This is a genomic window from Vibrio sp. SCSIO 43132, from assembly GCF_019904195.1.
Taxonomy (GTDB): Bacteria; Pseudomonadota; Gammaproteobacteria; order Enterobacterales; family Vibrionaceae; genus Vibrio; species Vibrio nigripulchritudo.
Window position 1 is genome coordinate 1,522,766 of the sequence record NZ_CP063199.1, and the last position, 22,461, is coordinate 1,545,226.

The window sequence follows — 22,461 nt, forward strand, 5'->3', positions numbered from 1 at the left end:
GAAGACTTTAAATTCAAATCATTATGTTTTGTGGGGGGAGATTATATCAGCTTGTGCAGGATTACGGAGTGAAGTGGGAAAAATAAAAATAAAAAATCCGGCATTTGTGCCGGATTTTTCATCAAAACTAGAGATTCATTAGTCAGTCAGACCATCTAGGAATTTTTCTGCATCCAAAGCTGCCATACAGCCTGTACCAGCAGAAGTGATGGCTTGACGGTAGTTGTTATCCATCACGTCTCCCGCAGCGAAAATGCCAGGAATGCTCGTTTGTGTAGCATTACCTTCAAGACCTGATCTTACGACAATGTAGCCGTCTTTCATGTCTAGCTGACCTTCAAACATGCCAGTGTTTGGCTGGTGACCGATAGCAACGAAGACGCCCATTACGTTCAGCTCTTCCGTGTTGTCAGACTGAGTATCTTTGATGCGAACACCAGTTACACCCATGTCGTCACCGAGTACCTCGTCCAGAGTACGATCCGTGTGAAGAACAATATTGCCGTTCTCGACTTTATCCATCAGGCGCTTCACTAGGATTTTTTCTGCGCGGAACGAATCACGGCGGTGAATCAGGTGTACTTCAGAAGCAATATTAGAAAGGTAAAGTGCTTCTTCAACCGCAGTGTTACCACCACCGATTACGGCTACTTTCTGGTTGCGATAGAAGAATCCATCACATGTAGCACATGCTGATACACCGCGACCTTTAAACGCTTCTTCAGATTCAAGACCAAGGTATTTTGCCGATGCGCCAGTAGAGATGATGAGTGAATCACAGGTGTATTCGCCAGAATCACCTTTCAGGCGGAAAGGACGGTTACTGAAATCTACTTCATTGATGTGATCGAACAAAATTTCGGTCTCAAAACGTTCAGCATGTTCTTTCATTCGTTCCATCAAACCTGGTCCAGTCAAGCCTTCTGCATCGCCTGGCCAGTTCTCTACTTCAGTCGTTGTGGTTAGCTGACCACCTTGCTGCATGCCAGTAACAAGAACCGGATTTAGATTTGCTCGGGCAGCGTATACAGCCGCGGTGTAACCCGCAGGACCAGAACCGAGAATTAGAAGACTACAGTGCTTTACGTCGCTCATTTGGACTCCGAAATTTGAATAATAATATTTTGGCTAGATTGTAAAAAATAGTGGGGACGAAAGAAAGGAAATGCAACGCAGTTAAAGCAATTAAATGGTTATAGTTTAGAACGTAGATCCCGCTTCTGACTGGTCTGCGGTGTTGTTTTATAAGAGCCAAAAAAGAAACCACCAAAAATTGGTGGTTTCTTGTTCATTATTCAGAAAAATGTCGGTTAGTAAGTGACATTGTTCATTTCGAAAACGATGCCTTTATCGGTTACGTCCATCTTAACGTCGCCTTTTACATCATCTTGAATGAATGGTTCAAGCTCTGCAGGAACAGGTTCACCGCTGCGTTCTACCATATCGACAAATGGCTTAAACAACTTGCCATAATCAAAGTAGATGCTGTACAGACCGTTCGCTTCAAGCGTTTGGTCAAACAGTTTGGTGGACTCTTTTGTTGCTGTTTCACCAGTGTAAATTGTCAGGTGGCTACCTTTCGAGGCAACGTAAACAGTACCGATGTCAGCAAACTGTGCAGCTAACTGAGGTGGCAACTCGACTGGTGTGCCATCTGCTGGGATCTGAACTTGAGCCAGTGACGGTTCCATCATTTGTGCAGCTTGGAAAAGCGCGACTGGGTTGTCTGACGAAATAGAGACTGATGCGTCTAGCTTATTCAGTTCTTCACCGTATTCAGTCTCACCGAAACCGTAATCGAACAAGTTAAAGCTGATGCCTTTCAAACCATTAACAAAACCTGTTGCCATACCGACCATTGCAGGGTTTGCCTGACTAAGACCCGCTTGCATTTCTGCCAGTGGTGCACATGAGTATTGTACGGAAAGGCTGTCCTGCCAGATGGCATTCAGTGCAGGAGTCAGGTTGTTTACATCAATACCTAACCCGAATGATAGTGCGCTATCTTGTGCGCTGCTTGGGATGAAACCACGAATAGTTTTCAGTGCATCCAGAATGACTTTGTTGTTGCTCTCGACAACAAACTTAGCGTCCATTGTCAGACCACCATCATTCACTGTCGCTCCAAATACGGTGCGAGGCCAGTTCGCCGCAATGCCAGCAAACTCAGTTTTACACTGTTCAGTCTGAATTTCTGCAAACGGATTAATCGCAGATGGGTCGTCAGCTTTCACCAACTCACTGATTTTTGCCACATGCTTAGCAAGTAGGTTGCCATCCGTTGTAGTGAAGCCAGTAACCAGTTGCTGATGATCAAAGTAACCAACAGACTCGTCACTTAGGTTCGGGTGTTTAGCAATAAGTTGCTTGATGGTTTCAGCCTGAGCGATAGATTGCGTAGGTGCTTCGATACCTAGAGCAATTTTAAGCGGGCTAAGCTCGCCGAAATCTGCTGAGTCCAGAGTTAGCGTCGCCATTCCCTGATGAACGGCTACAACCAGCTCCAGCTTAGTCTGACCATCTTCATCCGCAATGCTGTACGAGCGGTAAGATACATCGCCGATTTTCTTAGCTGTGTGCTTGAAATTGCTGCTTGATTCAGCTTTGTCGAACGTCGCCCAGAAAGCCTGTTCGTTTTCGACATCAAACTTCATGACAGGTGCAATACCCACCATGTAGATGTAGCTGTTGATCATATCAGGTGCGCCGAAAGCTGCTTTGTAAGCCTCGACGCTCTCAATCGATTTTATGTAAGTTTCAGCCAACGCATAGAAGAAGGTTTCGCGGTTAGTCATGCGCTCAGGATCGGTTTGCGACAGTTCCATGAACTCATCAATGGTCGGGAAGGTGTCGACAGAACCAAGAAACTTGTCCAACTGTACAGGTTTCAGCGGAACACCTACGATTGCAGAATCTGCTGGAATTTGATCGAGAATTGAAACGCTTTGAGATGCCTGCTGCTGAGTATAAAAATATCCACCAGCTCCAACTGCCACAATACCTGCAGCAATGACTAACTTATTCACTAGCCTACTCCTGTTATAAATATAGCGTTCGAGAATAGAACTTATTGATCTAAATAACAATCAGATGATTGCATAAAGTCGAATCAGTTCCTACAGATAAGAACTGGGTCACTATTTTCACGTTTAAATCCATTTAAATCAAGATGTTACAAGTTCTGGTAGTGAAGAGTTTTGGTTTTAACATTTGTGAGATCGAAAAACCAGCCTTAAAGACTGGTATTTGTTTGATTTTTGGATTTTAATGCTTAAATTGACTCTTTATCAATATAATTAATTAATTAAAGTTGATCTTGCAGGATATATGGGTAAATCTAAATGTAATGAATATGTGAAAAATATGTATCTGTAATTCTCAGGAGTCCTAAATGATTTCGCATGAAAGCACTTTGCAGTTAACGCAGCTCAGCCATGCTGCGATAGCACAATTATCTCCATCTTTTGATTCTCTCCCTAACACAAGTCACGCGGACGGCAAATATAGATTGCGCCGTTACTCAGTGGTTCAGTTCCAACAAAACAGATTAACGGAAGTAAATCGTCATAGTTTCGTTCAATCTGAGGACATTAATCATTTTCAGGGTGACGTTATTCGTCAATTTGAGCCGATTGAAAACCGAATCCTAGAGAGTGATGCGATGCTTGAGCTGTGTCAGGTATTTGTTGATGCCAACAGCTTACCAGAGGGGCAGGAGATAGAGATCCATCAGATCAGAATTGCGACTGTTTACGAAGAGACGCCGGTAGCACCAGAGGGTGTGCATCAGGATGGTTTCGACCATATTGCGATTGTCGGTATTGACCGTCATAACATTGTTGGCGGCGAAATCATGCTGTACCAAGACAACCATGAAGCGCCGTTTTTTAGAAAGGTGCTGCAAAATGGTGAAGTCGCTATGCTGGATGACCATAAACTCTGGCATAACGCCCAGCCAATTCGTTCAGTGATTCGAGACAACGAAGGTCATATGGATGTGTTTGTGTTAACCGCGACGGAATCGAGTCATGACGTTTAATGTCGAAAGCGCGAGAGCCCAGTTTCCAGCTCTGAGCCAGCTTCACAATGACAAACCGGTAAGCTTTCTGGATGGTCCCGGAGGGAGTCAGGTTCCTCAATCCGTATTGGATGAGATGACCCGATATCTAGGTCATTTCAACTCCAATCTGGGTGGAAAGTTCTTTTCAAGCGAAATCACCACCTCGATGATGCAGCAAGGCAGGGAAGGGGCTGCGCAGTTTCTGAATGCCGAATCTGGAAACAACATTGTCTTTGGTCCCAACATGACGTCACTGACTTTCCAACTCAGCCGAGCGATTAGTCGAGAATGGCAAGCAGGGGATGAAATCATCGTAACGGCATTGGATCATTACTCCAATGTGTCCAGCTGGCAACAAGCTGCGCAGGATAAAGGCGTAACGGTTAAGCAAGTTCGGGTAAATGAAGAAGACTGTACCTTGGATATGGCTCACTTTAAGGAACTTTTGACTGATAAAACGCGTCTTGTTGCGGTGGCTTACGCCTCGAATACGACAGGATCTATTGTGGATGTGAAGTCGGTTATTGAACTGGCTAAACAGGTTGACGCATTGGTGTATATTGACGCCGTTCACTATGCCCCCCACCACCTGATTGATGTTCAGGATCTGGGTTGTGATTTCTTGGCTTGCAGTGTGTACAAATTTTTCGGTCCTCATCTCGGGATCGCCTATGTATCGCCAAAGTGGGTAGAAACTCTGGTTCCTTACAAAGTTGAGCCTGCAACGAATGTCGGTCCCGGTCGGTTTGAAACAGGAACTCAGAGCTTTGAAGCTATAGCCGGATTCAATCAAACCTTGGAATACCTATCGCAGTGGGGCTCGGAAGAGAAATCATTAAGAGAAAGATTGGTGGAAAGTTACTCCCAGTATGCTCGCCATGAGCAGGTATTGTCCGAGTACTTCCTGAAAAAACTGTCAGATTTACCCAGCGCCACACTCTATGGCATTGACCGTGCTTCAAACGACAGAACGCCTACGTTTGCTATTCGTCTTGATGGGATTCCGCCTGAAGCCGTAGCTTCAGCGTTGGGAGAGCAGAACATCTGTGTCTGGAACGGGCACTTTTACGCTTTGGGTCTGATTCGCCAACTGGGACTGGAAGAAAGTGGCGGCGTAGTGCGAATTGGATTGATGCATTACAACACTTTTCAGGAAATAGACTATTTGTTTGAGGCTCTTGAATCCCTCGTCAACAACTAAAAAGGAGAGCTTAGCTCTCCTTTCATTTAACCTTCAAACGTTACTTCATATGAAGTGAACTTTCTGACGTTGATGACACCTGTATCCAGAATTAAATACTGACCTTTAATGCCTTTAAGCACCCCTGTTACTTCCGGGTTTTTATCAAAGTTGTGCGATACAATTTTTGTAGGGTGCTCGGTAACGGGATACTGAATCTCCGTTATATCTTCAACTAATGGTGTCACTGAGTCTTCACCATATTTTGCTTTGATTTCAGAGATGACTTCCTCTGCATGAGGCATTAGCTGTTTCGCCAACCCTTCTAATGCCATTGGCTCTCCATCTCCTTTTAGCAGAGTTCGCCAGTTGGTTTTGTCTGCCACATGCTTTGCTAAAGCGACTTCAATTAACCCGGAAATATGACGATTCTTCACCTTAAAGATGGGGAGCCCCTGAGTCGCACCCTGATCAACCCAACGAGTTGGAATTTGAGTGTGTCGGGTGATGCCTACCTTTAAACTGGAGGTGTTAGATAAGTAGACATAGTGGTCAACCATGCAATTTTCATCGGCCCATTCAGGCTCTCGACACGTGCCTTGCTCATAATGACAAGTTTCCGGCTTCATAATGCACATATCGCAACTAGCCAGTTTCTTCATGCAAACAAAACAGTGACCTTGCGAATAGCTTTTCTTGGTTTTTTTGCCACAGGAGCTGCAAAAGATGTTGCCCGTATGAGTCAGGGTGATCGGCTGACCTATAAAGGTGTTTAGACCCACACGCTCGTTACCAATTGGCAGGAAGTAGTCGACACCTTCTGAGAGCTCGGATGCAAGCTTTCTCAGAGTGCCTGTAGTTTTTATAGACATGACATTACTCGTTTTCTACGCACTTATGGCGTATTCGTTGTTTTTATTGCGTCAAGCGGTGTAAAGAGCTCTTGCTGGCTCAATTTTATCGCTTGGAAATCAGTGTAATTGATATTTTAGCAAATTTTACGCACTGGCATAGTTGAGCTATTTGGTAAACATTTCTTCTTTGTGACTGATTTATAAAGCCCGTCATCTTTTTTTACGTATTTTCTCTTGAATGAACATACAAATAGTGTGCGAAATGGCTTGGTTATGGTATGTTACACATATGCACTATAGTGTGATTTTAGTTCCATTTTGCTAGTTTCTACGTTTGTAGATTGAGGTATAGCATGAGTAGAAAACATCAATTGAGCTTGATACAAAAGGTTTTCTTGGTGTTGTTGTTTGGTACATTGACGGTAATAACGCTTTATTACCAATTTGGGGATACACAGCGCCTTGTTATTTCGCCACAGCAGTTTGAGTTTATACCCGCAGATGACAGGCAGTCTGGCGGAAAAACAGATACAAACCTGTCGGTTGAAGGCTCTCGCGCGTCTCTTCAATGTAATTTAAAGCAAAGTGAGTACGCATGGCCGTACTGCTCTGTTTCAATTCAGCTTTCTGATGATATTTCGAAGGGAATCAATTTATCTAACTATCATACAGTTAGGCTTAATATTGATTACCATACCGACGACCCAGAAGGCAGATTAAGAGTTTATCTTCGCAACTTTAACTCAGCGTATTCTAACTCTGACAATGAGTACTCGATAAAGTACAACGGGCTTGAGTATGCCCCCGGCATTGGTCAGGGCGAAGTTGTGATTCCGATGAAAAACTTTCAGGTAATGACCTGGTGGCTGGCAGATCTGGATATCGATATTCCTCATGCCGCTCCAGAGTTCAGTAACGTTGTCCTTTTTGAGATCGCGACTGGATCGCGATCGACATTGGGAACGCGTGACATTGTCATTAATAGCATTGAATTTGAAGGTCGTTTTGTTGACGGCGAATTGTTGATGCTGACATTGGTTCTGATCTGGGCGATGTTGGGTGGGGTTTACTTTGTGTTTGATCACAACCGCAGTCGTCACGTAATTAGCCAGGCCAACTCAAGGCACTTACACTTGAAAGCGGTGAATGACCGTTTGCGTCAACAAAACAGTCGCTTTGCAGAAATGGCACAGGTAGATGCACTTACTGGTGCGAGAAACCGCCATTCTGTTCGAAACTGGTTGGATGACGCTGCCAAGCAAGCAGAAGATGGTCTTGATGCTTTGTCGATGATTTACTTAGATATCGACCACTTTAAGAAAATCAACGATACCTATGGGCATCAGATTGGTGACGACATACTCAAAGAATTCGTTCTGGTGGTAAGCTCTATGATTCGCCCAGGAGACCATCTGGTTCGCTGGGGTGGGGAAGAGTTCATTGTGTTTTGTCGTGATACTTCGCTTGAACAAGCGCAGGAAATTGCCGAGCGTATTCGGGTCAGTGTTAAGGAACACACTTGGCTGCATGGGGAAGAACTGACATGCAGTGCAGGAGTGGCAGAAATGCGAGATGAGCGCATGACGGAAACCATGGCAAGAGCAGATGAAGCGCTTTATCAGGCGAAACATTTAGGCAGAGACAGGGTGGAAGTACATTGTCGCTGACAGATAGGTTAACTTAATAAATGAGCCAGCAATGCTGGCTCATTCTGTATCTGCATCTGTAGATGTTCCACCTGATATGCTCTCACTGGGTTTCTGTGGACCTTCAATGTTCTCGATAGGCACCTTAGGTCCAAGGAATTTAGGCTGCTTATCAATGATGTAAAGATCGACCAGCGCGTTGGCTCTTGCCAGTACTTCTCGCAGGCGAACAAACCAGCCAGATGTTCCTTCAGGACCGGGAACCGCAAGACAAACGGCATTGATATCGTGGTAATCAGCGATATAGAGTGCCCGTTCACAATGGAAAGCCTGAGTGATGATGATGAAGTCATCCGCTTCAAAAATCTCTTTGGCTCTCACCACTGAATCCAATGTACGAAAGCCCGCATAATCCAGATAGATAGCATCTTCTGGTACACCCGCTTTAAGCAAATCACGCTTCATTGTCCAAGGTTCATTATAAGAGCGATGTGCATTGTCTCCGCTCAGAAGGTAGGAGGTGACTTTGTTATCCTGAAACAACTGAATAGCGGTTGAAATGCGGTTGGTATAAAAGTCATTCAGTTTTTTGCCGATGTATTTGCTGGTGCCAAGTACCATGGCTACATCATGATCAGGAAGGGACTCGGCTTCGTAATATATTTTGTCCTGAGTTTGCCAACTGACCCAGCGATCCACCAGAATCAACGCGACCGATAGAGTGAATGCAGACACGAAAGCAATCAATAATGCTTTTTTTAACCAAAGCCAGACTTTGGGAAAAGATGACAATTTCAGCATACTACTTCCAACATTAAACCTGCCGATTTCGTTGAGCCCAGATGCCTACCAAAGTAAACCACAGGAGCAAACCCAGTACCAGCCAACTGCGATCAATCTGCTTCAACCAGTCAGAGAGCATAGGGGAGACTTTTACAATGAACAGACCGAAACCAAAGGCATTGATTAGAATGAATGCAAAGGTTCTAACGATGAAATGATGCCCGGCGAGAACACGTCTTAACGTACGGTTGATGTCTGAACCAAAGACCACCAGACCACAGGCAACAACGGCTGTGGATATTTCTGGCAGGTAGGGAACGAGCTTGGTTCCAAGTGGTGTAAGTATCTCTAACATAACCACTAATCTTACGGTTTCATCCTAAAAAGAAAAGCCCATTTAGGGCTTTTCTGAATGAAACGTGCATTTGTACCGAATGTTTGTGCAAAGCGCGCACAAACTGGTCAGATACTCCTGCTTTAGAATGCAGTGCGCTTGTATCGACGGTAAACTGGTTGCCAGAAATGCTGGTCAATGGCTTTCTCCAGTGTCTCGTCTGTAATCTCCAGTGCCACACCTTGTTCGATTGCCTTTTTACCAACCGCAAAGGCGATGCGTTTAGAAACACGATGAATTTCTTCCAGTGGTGGTAACAGAGCACCAGTACCTTGCTGAGCAAGTGGTGAACATTCTGCAAGCGCACGGCTGGATTCCATCAGCATTTCGTCTGTAACGCGTGAAGCGGAAACAGCCAGCACGCCCAGACCAATGCCTGGGAAGATGTAGCTGTTATTACACTGAGCAATTTCGAACGTTTTGCCATCATGGATAACTGGATCAAACGGGCTTCCCGTTGCTACCAGCGCAGCACCATCTGTCCAGCGAATGATGTCGTTTGGTGTCGCTTCTACACGGCTGGTTGGGTTAGAAAGAGGGAAGACAATTGGGCGTTCGCAGTTGGCGTGCATTGCCTGAATTACTTCTTTGCTAAACAGCCCCGGCGCACCAGATACACCAATGAGTACGGTTGGTTTTGCATTCTTCACCACTTCCAGCAGTGAGAAACCAGCATCATCCGATTCCCAGCCTTTGGTGTTCTCGTGCTTCTGCACCAGCTTTTTCTGGAAATCGAGTAAGTTCTGCATGCCTTCCTGCAACAGACCCCATCGGTCAACCATGTATACCTGAGAACGCGCCTGTTCGTCTGAAAGCCCTTCAGATACCATCTGTGCAATAATGGCTTCGGCAATACCGCAACCCGCTGAACCTGCACCTAAGAAAGTGATGCGCTGTTCGGAAAGCTTGCTGCCCGCTGCATGACATGCAGCAATCAGAGAACCTACAGTGACCGCAGCGGTGCCCTGAATATCATCATTAAAGCAGCAAACGCGATCTTTATAACGCTCGAGTAGCGGCATTGCGTTCTTCTGTGCAAAATCTTCAAACTGGATAAGTGCATCCGGCCAGCGGCGCTGAACCGCCTGCATGAATTCTTCAACAAAAGCGTTGTATTCCGCACCAGTAATGCGAGGGTGTCGCCAACCCATGTACATTGGGTCTGCAAGGCGCTGCGGGTTGTTGGTGCCTACATCCAGAACGATTGGAAGTGTATAAGCAGGGCTGATACCACCACATGCGGTGTAAAGCGCCAGCTTACCGATAGGAATCCCCATGCCTCCGATGCCCTGATCGCCCAAGCCAAGAATTCGCTCACCATCGGTTACTACGATGACTTTAACATTGTGGTTGGTGGCGTTGTTAATCAGGTCGTCAATTCGGTCTCTGTTTGGGTAAGAAATAAAGATCCCGCGACCACGACGGTAAATGTTTGAGAAGTTTTCACATGCCGCACCAACCGTTGGTGTATAGATGATAGGCATCATCTCGCTGATGTGGTTCTGAACCAGACGGTAGAATAGGGTTTCGTTGGTGTCCTGGATATTGCGCAGGTATATGTGCTTATCCATATCACTTTCGAAATTTTTATACTGCTGGTAAGCGCGGTCTACCTGTTCCTGAATGGTTTCTGTAGATTCTGGCAACAAACCTTCAAGGTTGAACGAGCTTCTTTCTTCTGCGGTAAAGGCACTGCCTTTGTTTAAAAGTGGTGTACTGAGTAGGGCTGGTCCCGCTAACGGGATATATAAAGGGCGTTTATCGTTATTCATTAATGACTCGGTAAGACAAGTGTCGGGCATAGACTGAAATGATAGCGGTTAGGTTACATTGTTGTAAACCGAACTTCTTTAAAACGCTAAGAAATTCCCCATACTTTGAACATTGTACTGCTTCAGGACCTTTTTAAGGACGAAAGTGAGCTTTGTGACAAGTTTGTGAATGGTTTGTTTAAAACGACTGAGTGTAGATTTGCATAAGCCATTGACGTGTTTGATTTGGGTATATACTCTCGCTTCAGTTATTAGCCCTTCATAAAAATGTCTCCGATGCTCCCAATTGATTCCATAAAAAACGAATTTGACGCTTTAATTTCTCATCATCATCTCGTTGTGGAGGCGGAAACAGGTTCTGGTAAATCAACGCGTCTGCCTCTTTGGAGTGCCGAGAAGGGCAGGGTTTTGGTGGTTGAGCCTCGTCGTATTGCCTGCACGTCTCTCGCTGAATTCTTGGCAAGTGAAGATGGCAGTCCATTAGGAGATAAAATTGGCTACGCCATCAAATTACAGGCGCACTTTAACGAGTCCACCAAAGTTGTGTTTGTGACGCCAGGAGTGGCATTGAGGTGGTATTCAGAAAACAAACTCTGCGATTTTGATATCGTAATGGTCGATGAGTTCCATGAACGTCGATGGGACACCGACTTGCTGGTTTCCATTTTAAAGAAAGAAAATCAGCACCGTCTTGTCATCACATCGGCCACACTTGAATCGCAGAAGCTGGTGGATTACATCGGCGGAAAGCGATTGAAGGCTGATGGCAGAGTTTACTCTGTGGCGATTGGTCATCGGGCAATGGATAGCCGACACTTGCCAGACATTCGAGGTCTGGAGCAAAAAGTAAAAAATGAAGTACTACATTGCCTTGAAGACGTAGCGGGAGACATTCTGGTATTTCTGCCAGGCAGAAAGGAAATCACCCAGTGCCAGCAAGCTTTGTCTCAACTAGAGAATGTGTTGGTCGTTCCACTTCACGCTTCGGTCTCCGATACCCAGCGCAGCCTAGCACTGAATCAGCAAACACAGCAAAAGGTGGTGCTGGCAACCAATGTTGCTGAAACGTCACTGACCATTCCAAATATCTCTGCCGTTATTGACGCCGGGCTAGAACGACGCACTATGCAGCGCAACGGTCGAACCGTACTCAGCTTAAAGAACATATCTAAAGCAAGCGCCAAGCAGCGAGCGGGTCGCGCGGGGCGTGTTCAGGATGGCATCTGTATTCGTCTTTATGGCGAGCACGCACCTCTTGAAATCGTCACCCCACCAGAACTTCATCGAGAAGAACTGACGGAAGCCATGCTTGCGAGTGCCAGCTGTGGTTATCCCATTTCCAAACTTGAGTTTCTGGATGAGTTGCCAGAGAAATCCGTGCATCAGGCAACAGAAAGATTGCAGAAAATGGGCGCTATTGATGCAAGCCACGCCATTACAGAACATGGAAAAATACTCTATCCGTTACCCATTGATGCCTTGTATGCCGATTTGCTGACTCGTTTGCCAACCAAGGCGTTAAGGGAAGCCATGGTCGATCTTAGTGCTGTCCTTTGTACCCCAGCAAGGCTTTTCAAACTGCCAGATGGTGAAGAAAAAAGAGAAAAGCTGGATCAATGGGAGCCAAGAGGCTGTGATGCCCTAACGCTAATCAAGCTGATTCGTGGAGAACAATGCGATGCATTGACTGTGGATCAGCAAGTACTTTCCGAAGCACAAGCCTTGGCTAGGCAGATGAGAGAGGCGCTTTCTCTTCCCGATCTAGATGTTGCCTCACGCTTCAACATAGCCGAGTTTACTTCCGGGATCGCCAGCTTACATCCAGAGCTTGTTTTTGTCAGGCGGGAAAAGCGACGTCAGGCGTTAGGGAATGGATACAGTGAGCTGACAGTCGGTCGCGATTCCCGTTTCCCCGATAAAGAAGAAGCCGCAGTAGTACTTGATCAACACAGTATTCCCGGCAGAGGGGTGAAACAGACACTCAATCTAGCGACCATAATGTTACCACTCGCGCTGAAAGAAATTGAAAAGCTAGAGTTGGGAGAATGGGAAGAAGGCGAAACCCTAGAGCAAGATGGTGAAATTCTTATTCGTTCTCAGTACCAATATGCGGGCAGAACCATTTGCGAAAAGCTGTCTGTTCCACAAGGGCTCGCTTCTGTGACCAATGCGATATTGAGTGGAAAAATCTGGGAAGGATTCGCCGACAAACTTCGGGCTGATATTGATGCGTGGAATCTCTATAAAGCGTTAGGAAGAGCAGAGTCACCATTTGAAGTTGAAAGCCCGGAAAGCTGGCTAACTGAACAACTGTCTGATCTTGGTGTTGAATCATTAGAAGACATGGAGTTGCTTGATCAGGAAGACATAGCATTTGAAGGCATTCCCTATTGGGAACGAGAAGATTTCGACAGCGAATTTCCAACCTGGCTGAATATTGGCGATTTGCAACTGACAGTTGAATACTTTGCGGCAAGAAAACTCGTCCATGTCGTATACGCACAAGGCTTACGTAAAGGTGACCCCAAGCGATGGGAATTGCCAAGATGGAGCGGTTGGCGCGTTCAGTATCGCAAAGCCAGCCGGGTCGTGGATATTAAAAACTAGCTTTGGTCCAAAACTGGTGAACCCCCGTATCACAATCATTTCAACTATGTTCATATGTTGTAAATAACCCTACTTTTTTATAGCCTTTTCTAAGGAAATATAGCTATAACAGATGATTGTTTTATATCATATTGATATATGTAGATTTGTGGTTGATAGTGATGTTAGAGCCAACTCGATCTATGTCAGTTGGTAAAGACGTTTAGTTTTCGCTTGGTAAGCGTCTTTTGTTGTCTGCCCAAGCCTCTTGAGGTTACTTGGGTAATAAGCCGCTTCTATGGTTAAATCGACCCATGAAGCGTGAAATCAATTTGCATGTTTTAGTATTCTTAGTGTCGGGGGGCATCATGGATAAACAAGAAACGGCAGATATTGTGTTCGACTACACCACATTTTTAGGTGTGGTTTGCCGGAGAAAATGGACTTTTATCGAAGCCATGCAATCTTTTGCGCCCATTTTTGGAGTGGTCTGGAAAGACAGTCTGAATCAGCTTCAGTCGCCTCAGGACCGGATTTGGGATCAGGCGTTGACTTCTTTATCTGCACAGAACAGTGATGAAACCAACCTTATTCGATTGGTGAAGCTCGCCAGAGCAGAGGGCATCGGTAAAATTACATTGATCATGCCTTACGAGCTAGAACCGGATCAGAAAGTGAATATCGGGAAAAAAGGTCACGCTAAAATTACAGACCTACAGGAAGATGAGTTTCTGATTGAATTGGAAACGGTGTAGAAAAAGCGAGCCAATGGCTCGCTTTTTTATTGGGTAATTTAGGTAGATGTTAGACCCTAGCGTCCACCCGCAATTTCGGTGAAAGAGCCAGTCACATAGGAAGCTTCGTCTGAGAGTAACCAAGCAATCGCATTTGCTACTTCTTCCGGTGTTCCGCCTCTTTGCATTGGTAATGAAGGTGCCACCCGGTCAACTCGTCCCGGTTCGCCACCATCAGTATGAATATCGGTGTAAATCAACCCCGGTCTCACCGCATTAACCCGAATGTTCTGAGCTGCTACTTCCAGAGATAAACCTTTCGTTATTGAATCTACTGCGCCTTTTGATGCGGCGTAATCGACATACTCAAAAGGTGCGCCTAACCTTGAAGCAGCAGAAGATACGTTAACAATTGCCCCGCCATCGGTCATGCGCTTAACGGCTTCCCGACAACATAAAAAACAACTGGTGGCGTTGGCAGCCATCACCTTGTTAAATCGTTCGAGTTCCATATCGACGAGTCGGGACTGAGTAAATAACGCACCCGCATTATTCACCAAATGTGTCAGTTTACCGAGTGCTTGCTCTGTGGTATCAAACAAGCGAATCACATCACTTTCGACGGAAACATCTGCCTGACAGGCAATGGCTGTACCACCTTTCTCTTCAATTGACCGGACGGTCTCTTCTGCTTCTTCTGAACGGGTTCTGAAGTTCACACACACTTTATACCCTCTAGAGGCGAGCAGTAGGGATGTTGCTTTCCCAATTCCTCTGCTTCCTCCGGTCACAATCACGACGTTGTTCATATTTACTCCTAACGTTGAACTCGTTCAGAACTATAGCTTTTTGGTCATAAACTCACTGTTAGGATCTGGCTGGTAATCTGCGAAGGGAGGGCAGTACTCAAATCCATGCTTTTCATACAAAGTACGTGCAGGTTTGAAAAATTCCATTGACCCTGTTTCCAGACTGAGCCTTGAATAGTTTCTCTCTTTTGCCACGTTCAATACATGCTTTAAAAGTTGAGAGGCGACGCCTCGATTTCTGGCAGTGCGCGCTGTTCTCATGGATTTGATTTCGGCATGAGTTGCATCCAACTGCTTTAGTGCAGCACAGCCGAGCAGTTCTCCTTCATCCCATGCTGACCAAAATGTGATGTCTGGCTTTTTTAATGCGTCCAGATCCAGTGCGTGAACGCTTTCTGGCGGGGAAGTGGCGTACATGTCTTCCAAATGTTCATTGAGCAGGGCGACGATCTCTTGTCCATCCAGAAGGTCGATTTTGATTTCCACTTTTTACTATCCTTATACAGCGAAATTAAATCTAATTTGAGTTGGTAACAAAGCACATAATACGCACTCGCGTCAATGACTTACTGGATGACAAAGCCAGACTCGCGTGTCGCGTTGGTGGCTCAAGAAGATAACTGTGCCAGCCTTCAAGCGAGCTTCGGAATGATTTCAGAACCGAATTCTCCTCCGCGTATGGTTGAAGGGCTAAATGATGGCAACCATGAACCAGACCGTCTCCCGTTGCCTTGAGTAACGATTCCTTTAAAGCCCATAAGTTATAGAACTCAGTGGAATCCTTCGCCACTTCTGTTTTATGAAGGATATGATTTGCGCGTTTTTTCCAGCGAGATGCATGGTTATGGACTGCGATATCAATACCTATCTCACAGCGACAGGTAATCCCAACAACCATGATTTTCTGGCTGTGAGATGCGTTAAATTTAAGGTCATAGCCTTCCAGAAAGGGTTTTCCGTAAGTGCTTTTACTTATTTGGTGCGCTTTGGGTGACAGCCCAGTGTATAAGGACAGAACATGTCGCTGGAAAAGCTTACTGGATGCAAATTGCCAGCGGCTTTTATCGGGTTTGAGCTCATATTGGGTTCGTTCTGAATCGGATAAGTCATCTAAGTGCTGGGACACCCAGCTCTGAGAAGGAAGCCACAACCAGACATGAGCTTCATCTGGTTGCGGTTGTTCCATTCCGATAGTCTTGGAATTCGGCATGAATTTGAACAACTATGCCGTTTTGGTGGTTTGTATGAATCCGCCATCCAAAACCAAATTGTCGCCACTTTTGAAAGGGCGCTGTGTTGCAAGTGTAAACGCAAGCTGAGCGACTTCTTCCGGTTCGGCGAATCTTTTGAGTGGGATCCGGTCAAACGCACCTTTCTGTTTATACCATGGAGCTTGCCTTATCATCTCTGTGGCAACGGGTCCTGGAGAGATCGCGTAGCTGACTAAATTTGGCAATGTCGCTGGTGGCTGCAACCCAAGTTGTTTAGTCCATTCGATGATCATCGCTTTAGCGACAGCATATGCGCCTTGCCCTGCTCGCGGTCGAACCCCTGAAATGCTGCCCAAGTTGATAATACAAGGTGACGCGGACTTTTCCATCAGTGGTACGCATTGGTCAAACATTGCCTGAGCTGCATGAAAGTTTGTCGAGATAACCGCTTGCCAGTCTTCCTGAGATATCTGAGGAATAAGGTTGTCTCGCAAAATACCCGCGTTATTAACAAGCACATCCAGGTGGTTGATGCTAGCCAGTGCCTTTTCTGTTTGCTCTGGATTATTGATATCAAAAACCAGCGGGATGATGACGGCACCATTGGCTTGTAACTTTGCCACTTTGGCTTCCACTTCTGGTGTTAGCGTTCGTACGTTCAGGTACACCGCAAAGTCCTTTTGAGCAAAATGCTCGGCGATGGCTGCACCGATTCCTTTTCCTGCTCCTGTGATTAAAATGGTTTTCATTTCAACTCCTTATGCCATTTGCAAAGGTTGCGGTGACCACTCGACAGATTGAGCGGTAAGGTATTCAATCCCCTGCATCCGAGACAGCGATGGGTAACTTTCAGCGGTGAAAGGCGTATCTCCGTAAAGAAAGTTGATGCGTGCTTTTTTTCCTGCCAGCTCCATTGCAGCTATCTGACACAGTGTTTGAGCACCAGTTTGAATAACGGGATCCGTTCCTTTGTTCCAGTAGACCCAAAACTGGCAACCGCGTTTTCGCATTAATGGGCGATAGAGTTGCTGCATCAACGCAAACAGACTGTCCAAGGTGGCTGGTGTCGCGTTTCCGGTAAATGCCAGAACAATGGGATCTTTTGATTGTGCAATGGTATTGATTGCCTCTTCGTCCAGAGTGCTTTCTTCTGAAGCAGCAAAGCTTTGAAGCTGCCCGTCTGGATGTTTGAGATAAAAATCAAATGAATTAGTCATAGTGGGACTCCAGAAAGCCTTGAATGATTTGATTCACTGCGGAGTGAGATTCGATGTTTGCAGCGTGCGTGTGGATTGGCAGACACTCCCACTGAAAACCGGGATGCGAATCCACTAATGCTTTTTGCTGATCGGGCGGGCAGATGATGTCGCCTTCCGTTCCGACCAGCAGTGCTGGCGCCTTGAGACTATCGGCGTCAGATAAGGTTCGGCGACTTATTGTGTCCAGAAACCCTAATACCGCTTCCTTCGAGTGGTTGTATTCGACGTATCGTTGTACCACAACAGGCTGAAACTCACTGAGTTGCTGAACATATTGATCGCTGAAAAACCAAGGGTAGATAGACAAGAATATCGTCGACAGCGCTACATCTGTTTCCATCATATGCTGGACACTTGCCATCATCTTTTTACCTCTGGCTGAGATATCCAGCCCGGAATTGACCAAAACGAGTTGCTGAATACGAGCAGGGAATCGCTTTGCCAACTCCAAGGCTAAAATACCGCCAAAGGAATACCCGACTATCGTTACGTTTGGCAGCTTCAGCTCAGAGATAAGATTGGCGATGGCATGGCAAAGATCGTCATAAGTAAAAGGCTGGAAGGTCTTTGACTCTCCACAACCCGGGTAATCAATGAACAGCTGACGGTGCTGCTTTTTGAAAAACGGATAACGGCTCTGCTTAATCCAAGACGGCTCACCATGAAAAACACCATTAAGGAAGACCAGGGCGCGGTCTGCATTCTGATTGCCTTTCTCGGTGTAATTCAGCTCAAACTGGGGCGTGGTGTACTTCACAGAACCACCTCTTCCTTACGATATTTTGCAAAATCCCTTAGTAAGTCACATGCTTCAAAGTGCTTGTGCGGTGCTCTTCGCAGTGTGACTTGTGAAATCAGAGCCGAAGGCTCACCACTGCCGTCTGAAACAACGAATCGAGAACGCTGATCTTTGTCGTCTATGTCATTCACATAGCCGCGTGCTGTGTATTCTGTTTCTGGGTTAAACGGAGCGGGGAAGTAGGCATTTTCCAGCTTAACGGGTAGCTTGGCGTGAAAGTCGGGTTTGGTTGTGCTTTCAATCTGAATGCAATTCAGAACGGAAAGTTGCAAGACGGAATCAAACGCCAGTGGAGATAACCAGAAGCCCAGCCCCTGATCAATTGACTGCCAGTTATCTAACAGTTTCAGGTTGAATTTGCCGGCGATCCCTTCCAATTCTGTATCCAGATAGATGTGACCTGTGATGGTTTGAAACAGCGGACCATGGGTAGGGTGAATCTTTTGGTAATACAGAGATTGCGGTAACTCGATAGGATTAAGCGTTTTAGGCTGTGCAGTAAAATCCGATTCCGGCAAGACCGCCTTGTTAAGCTCAATGACCGCGGTCGCGACCGTGCAGTCTTTTCGGATGACTTTACCGTTTTTGTTAGTCAAATCCATCATGAGCCGAACTTCAAACTCGCCGTTATCTGTTCGGGTGCATTCAACTTTTACACTCTGGGTTTTTCCGAATGGAACAGCGATACCGCGCAGTTGTTCCACTTCTTTGAAGAACAGCGGATAAGGGTTATCCAGCCCAGAGCAATGCACCGCAGCTTGCAGCATTAGCTCGGTCGTGTAGGCGAATGGGAACAGGCAGACACCACCAAATACGTGATGTTTTAGTGCCACCATTTTGTTTGGATCTATAGTCAGGCTGAGCAGCGAAGTGTTTTCGCTTTTCTCGATGGAATCTGCCCAATGAATAAAGAAAGGAGACGAATGACTCATCGACCTCTTTGCTCCTGTAGTTGATAGTTTTTGAATTCGGCAATCAGGCTGTTGTCTTCCTGATTTCGAAGGGTGAGATTGACGTGACTTTCGTCTTTCCCTTGCATGATTTGCGTGACCACAATGCGACCAGTAAGCGGACCATGAAAGCAGATTTCTTCCACATCGGATGGCCAGGCTGGGCGATCTCTGAGGAAAGCGTAAAACACCAGATACTGGATGCCGGAAATCGTCGCGTTAACGTGTGTGGTTAGCTTCACGTCTGGCGAGCTACCAAGGTAATATCGGGTGGTATCAAGCATGTCTGAGAAACTGATCAGGCACTTTTTCTCTTCCGCCCAGCGATAGTCATCGTTAGGGGTGATAAACAGCTGCCCCATGACGGCTAAGCTTTTATTGCGAAACCTATTGACGGTAGGAAGTGGCAATGGTTCCAGTTCATCAACAGGCACGATTTCGGTGCCTTCAGTACGTTCAAAATCCAGTGTTGCGGAGAAGGCCGCGACATTGGTGCGGATGACCTTTCCATTTTTAGACAGCTTGTCGCACCCTATGACGATATCGAAAGCGTCTCCCATTCTTGAAAATGTCAAATACAAGCGGTTGTCCATATCAGGTTGGATCTGAATAAAGCGCTTCGAATCGATGTTTTTAATGGCGAAGCTATCAAGCTCAAGCTGGTCAACCAAAGGGCTTTTTTGCAGCAGAACGACGGCGTACTCCAAAAGAAAGACTGTTGGAATCACCACGTTGCCATCGATAGTGTGAGAGTAAAGATAGCGGTGTTCTATCAGGTTTAGGTTGAGAACGAAGCTGACCTCTGTCTCACTAAACTCTTTGGAAACAATGCTATTGTCTAAAAGACCTACGCTCATTTTTCACCCCCGAAACGAGAGAAGATGACCGTGGCATTCTGCCCACCAAATCCAAAGTTATTTGACATGACATGCTCAATTGGCAGCTCGCGCGCGCCTTCACCTACGTAGTCCAGATCCAGCTCTGGGTCGGCTGTCCGGTAGTTTCGCGTACCATGAATTTTGTTATCACGAATCGCGTTGATACAGGCCACAGCTTCAAGTGAACCCGCCGCCATAATGCCGTGACCAATCATTGATTTGGTTGAAGACACCGGAACCTGATTTGCGTATTCACCGAAAACCTTTCTGATTGCGTTAGTTTCGGTTTTGTCGTTCATCTTGGTGGATGTACCGTGGGCATTGATATAGCTGATTTGCTCTGGTTTAAGACCTGACGTTTCCAGCGCGCCTGCAAGTGTTCGGAATGCCGCTCTGCCTTCTGGATCAGGGTCTGTGGCGCGGTATCCGTCGGTGAATGAACCGTAACCCGTTACTTCCGCCAGTATGGTTGCTCCTCGTTTGGTTGCAGACTCCAGACTTTCCAGAACAAGTACACCGCAGCCACTCCCCATCACAAACCCGCTTCGCTGTGCATTAAACGGGCGACAGGCAGTTTCAGGATCTGGATTTGTGGTAAGAGCACCGATACGAGTAAACCCAATCATGCCGTTAATGTCGAAGTCGTATGCACCGCCAACGATGGCGGAATTCAAGCGGCCCCGACGGATTTTCTCGAAGGCTTCGCCAATGGCATTATTACCGGATGCGCAAGCCGTTCCGATACTTAGGCTTGGACCTGTCAGACCATAAAAGCGAGCCACAAAGTGATTGATGCTGTCCACGTCATCGAGAAACGGGCGATTTGCCATGGCTGGACTTTTACGCAGCTGAGCCAGCCAGCTAGCCGAATCGTGCTCACCATTTGGGCAGGCTTTCGCGTAATCTTTAATGTATGTGTCAACGTGAAGTGTGGGGCTGTAAGGGCGATCGGCAATCATGCATGCCGTGTCTTTGTATTCAGCGTTGCCAAAGTCAATCCCCGATTGCGTTACGGCTTCGTCTACCGCCAGGAAGAATTTCTTAATGGAAGGATCTTCTGTTGTCATCGATGCCAATTTGGGGTGCGCTTTAATGTCTTCTGACAAATCAGGCATTGATGCCGCAATCGACACAATCTCGCCGCGAATGGGAAAGTGTTCGATGTGCGAAATGCCATTTTTCCCCGCCAGCAAGGATTGCCAAAGGCGCTCACTTCCCGCACCAAAAGCGCTAACGGCACCCATTCCTGTCACTACAACTCGATTCATTCTTTTGACTCCTTAGCGAGAAGCAAACTGACTTGATTACCCAGGTAATCAATGTGATGGCAAAGAACACGTTGGATTGGTGTGTTCAGCTTGGGCTCTTTAACGTAGTTCAAAGCACCTTGAAGAGGTTTTCGACTGAGATTTAACACAGGGGCAAGATACTGGTGCTTGAGTTGCAAACAGGCATAGAAAAGGGAGCTTGCTCCGGCTGCGCCAAAAGAAAACCCGGTGTAATCAGTGGAAGACACAACGGCGGCGCGGTTACCAAATACACGCTGCGCTGCGGTTGCTTCCCATTCATCCAGATCTGGAATGCCTGCTAGTGTCAGCTGAACGGCATCGATGTCTTCGGGAGTCAATCCAGCTTTTTTGATGGCTTTACGCATGTTGGCTTCAATGGAAGAGATGGATAACTCCGCCGAATCTGAAAACAAGTTAGGCAGGTAATTGTTTTGATAGCTGAGGACATGGGCGTAGATGGCGCGATTGTCTTGAAGCGCGATGTCGCTGTTTTCAATGACGTAACTTATTCCACCTTCACCAGTCACCAAACCAGTGTCTTCAAGGGATTTAGCGACAGGCAAACGTTGCTCCAGACGAAATGCATGGTCGAGCATCGCTTCCGATTCTGTTGCTCCGGCGAGGATCATGTCTGCGCGTTTATCTTCAATGGCTTCCATAGCTTCACCTGCCGCTATCATGCCACCGGCAGGACCGTTCACTACGCTGTAACTCATTCCGCGTAATCCATACTGAATAGAAACCTGACCACCTGCCGTGTTTGGCAGGCGTGGCAATATCCACAATGGAGGAAACTGACGATAATGTTCATTGCCAAGGCTGTCGTAGTCGACGGTTAAATCCTCTTTAAGGCATGACATGTAAGGTTTGGTGCTGTTATAGAAGCCCTGACACAGAAAAGAGCCGTATATTACTCCGCATGTTTCCTGATATTTTTGGAAATAGTCCTGCTCTAACCCTGCGTTTTCAAATGCAAGGGAGGCGCTGGATACCCCAAGTTTTACCTGCAAAGTCATCATGCGAATTGACTTTTTGTCTTTGATGAATTCACGTGGATTAAAGTCAGGCACTGCTCCCAGCGGGTAGGGGAAATCGTCGTTGAAACGAATTCCCGATTCCCCTTGCTGATGACCAGCTAAATGTTGTTCTGAGGTTATTCCGAGCGAAGTGAGTCCGCCTAATCCGGTAATAACCGCGTTAGGTTTAGGCATTGAAATTTCCTTATTAAACCGTTGGTAGTGCTTAGATGGCGTGAGT

Annotated in this window: 21 protein-coding genes; 5 read left to right on the plus strand and 16 right to left on the minus strand. The window is 46.3% G+C overall.

Annotation, left to right across the window (positions count from 1 at the left end):
• Positions 1–138: 138 nt before the first annotated feature.
• Positions 139–1,095, minus strand: coding sequence for a thioredoxin-disulfide reductase (gene trxB / locus INR79_RS06840; protein WP_223096534.1), 957 nt, complete (start codon positions 1,093–1,095; stop codon positions 139–141).
• Positions 1,096–1,310: 215 nt separating this feature from the next.
• Positions 1,311–3,026 carry a hypothetical protein gene (locus INR79_RS06845; protein ID WP_223096536.1) on the minus strand — a complete coding sequence of 572 codons (1,716 nt, stop codon included), beginning with the start codon at positions 3,024–3,026 and terminating at the stop codon, positions 1,311–1,313.
• Positions 3,027–3,391: 365 nt separating this feature from the next.
• Here INR79_RS06845 and INR79_RS06850 point away from each other — a divergent pair, with 365 nt between their 5' ends.
• Positions 3,392–4,039 (plus strand): 2OG-Fe dioxygenase family protein, encoded by a 648-nt coding sequence (locus INR79_RS06850; protein ID WP_223096538.1) that lies wholly within the window; start codon positions 3,392–3,394, stop codon positions 4,037–4,039.
• Positions 4,029–5,261, plus strand: a complete 1,233-nt coding sequence (locus INR79_RS06855) for a cysteine desulfurase-like protein (protein WP_223096539.1) — start codon at positions 4,029–4,031, stop codon at positions 5,259–5,261. Before INR79_RS06850 ends, INR79_RS06855 begins: the two co-directional genes overlap by 11 nt.
• 26 nt (positions 5,262–5,287) lie before the next feature.
• On the opposite strand, the gene INR79_RS06860 is transcribed toward INR79_RS06855, so the two are convergent.
• A complete protein-coding gene (locus INR79_RS06860; protein ID WP_223096540.1) occupies positions 5,288–6,112 on the minus strand; it encodes a DUF2797 domain-containing protein in 825 nt (274 codons plus the stop codon).
• 353 nt (positions 6,113–6,465) lie between these two features.
• Between INR79_RS06860 and INR79_RS06865 the strand changes: the two genes are divergently transcribed.
• Positions 6,466–7,761, plus strand: a complete 1,296-nt coding sequence (locus INR79_RS06865) for a GGDEF domain-containing protein (protein ID WP_223096971.1) — start codon at positions 6,466–6,468, stop codon at positions 7,759–7,761.
• A 39-nt stretch (positions 7,762–7,800) separates the two neighbouring features.
• Here INR79_RS06865 and INR79_RS06870 read toward each other — a convergent pair whose 3' ends face one another.
• The 3 genes from INR79_RS06870 to INR79_RS06880 all read right to left on the minus strand — a co-directional run bounded on the left by INR79_RS06870 (position 7,801) and on the right by INR79_RS06880 (position 10,689).
• Entirely contained in the window at positions 7,801–8,541 is a 741-nt protein-coding gene (locus INR79_RS06870) for a vancomycin high temperature exclusion protein (RefSeq protein WP_223096541.1), read from the minus strand.
• Positions 8,542–8,554: 13 nt separating this feature from the next.
• Positions 8,555–8,878: a DUF3392 domain-containing protein gene (locus tag INR79_RS06875; RefSeq protein ID WP_004402448.1), complete on the minus strand. Its 324-nt coding sequence runs from the start codon at positions 8,876–8,878 to the stop codon at positions 8,555–8,557.
• 122 nt (positions 8,879–9,000) lie between these two features.
• Positions 9,001–10,689 (minus strand): NAD-dependent malic enzyme, encoded by a 1,689-nt coding sequence (locus tag INR79_RS06880; RefSeq protein ID WP_022589510.1) that lies wholly within the window; start codon positions 10,687–10,689, stop codon positions 9,001–9,003.
• Between the two features lie 276 nt (positions 10,690–10,965).
• Here INR79_RS06880 and INR79_RS06885 point away from each other — a divergent pair, with 276 nt between their 5' ends.
• A complete protein-coding gene (locus INR79_RS06885) occupies positions 10,966–13,296 on the plus strand; it encodes a helicase-related protein (protein ID WP_223096542.1) in 2,331 nt (776 codons plus the stop codon).
• 347 nt (positions 13,297–13,643) lie between these two features.
• Positions 13,644–14,030 carry a hypothetical protein gene (locus tag INR79_RS06890; RefSeq protein ID WP_004403387.1) on the plus strand — a complete coding sequence of 129 codons (387 nt, stop codon included), beginning with the start codon at positions 13,644–13,646 and terminating at the stop codon, positions 14,028–14,030.
• 56 nt (positions 14,031–14,086) lie between these two features.
• Here the strand turns inward: INR79_RS06890 and INR79_RS06895 are convergent, their stop codons facing one another.
• Genes INR79_RS06895 through INR79_RS06940 form a run of 10 tightly spaced genes read right to left on the minus strand, consistent with a single transcriptional unit; the run spans position 14,087 to position 22,415 of the window.
• Positions 14,087–14,818, minus strand: coding sequence for an SDR family oxidoreductase (locus tag INR79_RS06895; RefSeq protein WP_223096543.1), 732 nt, complete (start codon positions 14,816–14,818; stop codon positions 14,087–14,089).
• A gap of 30 nt (positions 14,819–14,848) precedes the next feature.
• The gene (locus tag INR79_RS06900; RefSeq protein WP_022550269.1) at positions 14,849–15,304 is read right to left on the minus strand and encodes a GNAT family N-acetyltransferase; all 456 of its coding nucleotides are present in this window, start codon (positions 15,302–15,304) and stop codon (positions 14,849–14,851) included.
• Positions 15,305–15,335: 31 nt separating this feature from the next.
• Complete coding sequence (locus INR79_RS06905) at positions 15,336–16,004, minus strand: 4'-phosphopantetheinyl transferase family protein (RefSeq protein WP_223096544.1); 669 nt, start codon at positions 16,002–16,004, stop codon at positions 15,336–15,338.
• Positions 16,005–16,040: 36 nt separating this feature from the next.
• The gene (locus INR79_RS06910) at positions 16,041–16,778 is read right to left on the minus strand and encodes an SDR family NAD(P)-dependent oxidoreductase (protein WP_223096545.1); all 738 of its coding nucleotides are present in this window, start codon (positions 16,776–16,778) and stop codon (positions 16,041–16,043) included.
• 9 nt (positions 16,779–16,787) lie between these two features.
• Positions 16,788–17,246 carry a hypothetical protein gene (locus INR79_RS06915; protein ID WP_223096546.1) on the minus strand — a complete coding sequence of 153 codons (459 nt, stop codon included), beginning with the start codon at positions 17,244–17,246 and terminating at the stop codon, positions 16,788–16,790.
• Positions 17,239–18,045: an alpha/beta fold hydrolase gene (locus INR79_RS06920; RefSeq protein WP_223096547.1), complete on the minus strand. Its 807-nt coding sequence runs from the start codon at positions 18,043–18,045 to the stop codon at positions 17,239–17,241. Before INR79_RS06920 ends, INR79_RS06915 begins: the two co-directional genes overlap by 8 nt.
• A complete protein-coding gene (locus INR79_RS06925; protein WP_223096548.1) occupies positions 18,042–19,019 on the minus strand; it encodes a polyketide synthase dehydratase domain-containing protein in 978 nt (325 codons plus the stop codon). Before INR79_RS06925 ends, INR79_RS06920 begins: the two co-directional genes overlap by 4 nt.
• Complete coding sequence (locus INR79_RS06930) at positions 19,016–19,894, minus strand: hypothetical protein (RefSeq protein ID WP_223096550.1); 879 nt, start codon at positions 19,892–19,894, stop codon at positions 19,016–19,018. Before INR79_RS06930 ends, INR79_RS06925 begins: the two co-directional genes overlap by 4 nt.
• Positions 19,891–21,183 carry a beta-ketoacyl-[acyl-carrier-protein] synthase family protein gene (locus INR79_RS06935; protein ID WP_223096551.1) on the minus strand — a complete coding sequence of 431 codons (1,293 nt, stop codon included), beginning with the start codon at positions 21,181–21,183 and terminating at the stop codon, positions 19,891–19,893. The genes INR79_RS06930 and INR79_RS06935 overlap by 4 nt, the downstream gene beginning before the upstream one ends.
• Positions 21,180–22,415: a beta-ketoacyl synthase N-terminal-like domain-containing protein gene (locus tag INR79_RS06940; protein WP_223096552.1), complete on the minus strand. Its 1,236-nt coding sequence runs from the start codon at positions 22,413–22,415 to the stop codon at positions 21,180–21,182. The genes INR79_RS06935 and INR79_RS06940 overlap by 4 nt, the downstream gene beginning before the upstream one ends.
• Positions 22,416–22,461 lie beyond the last annotated feature (46 nt).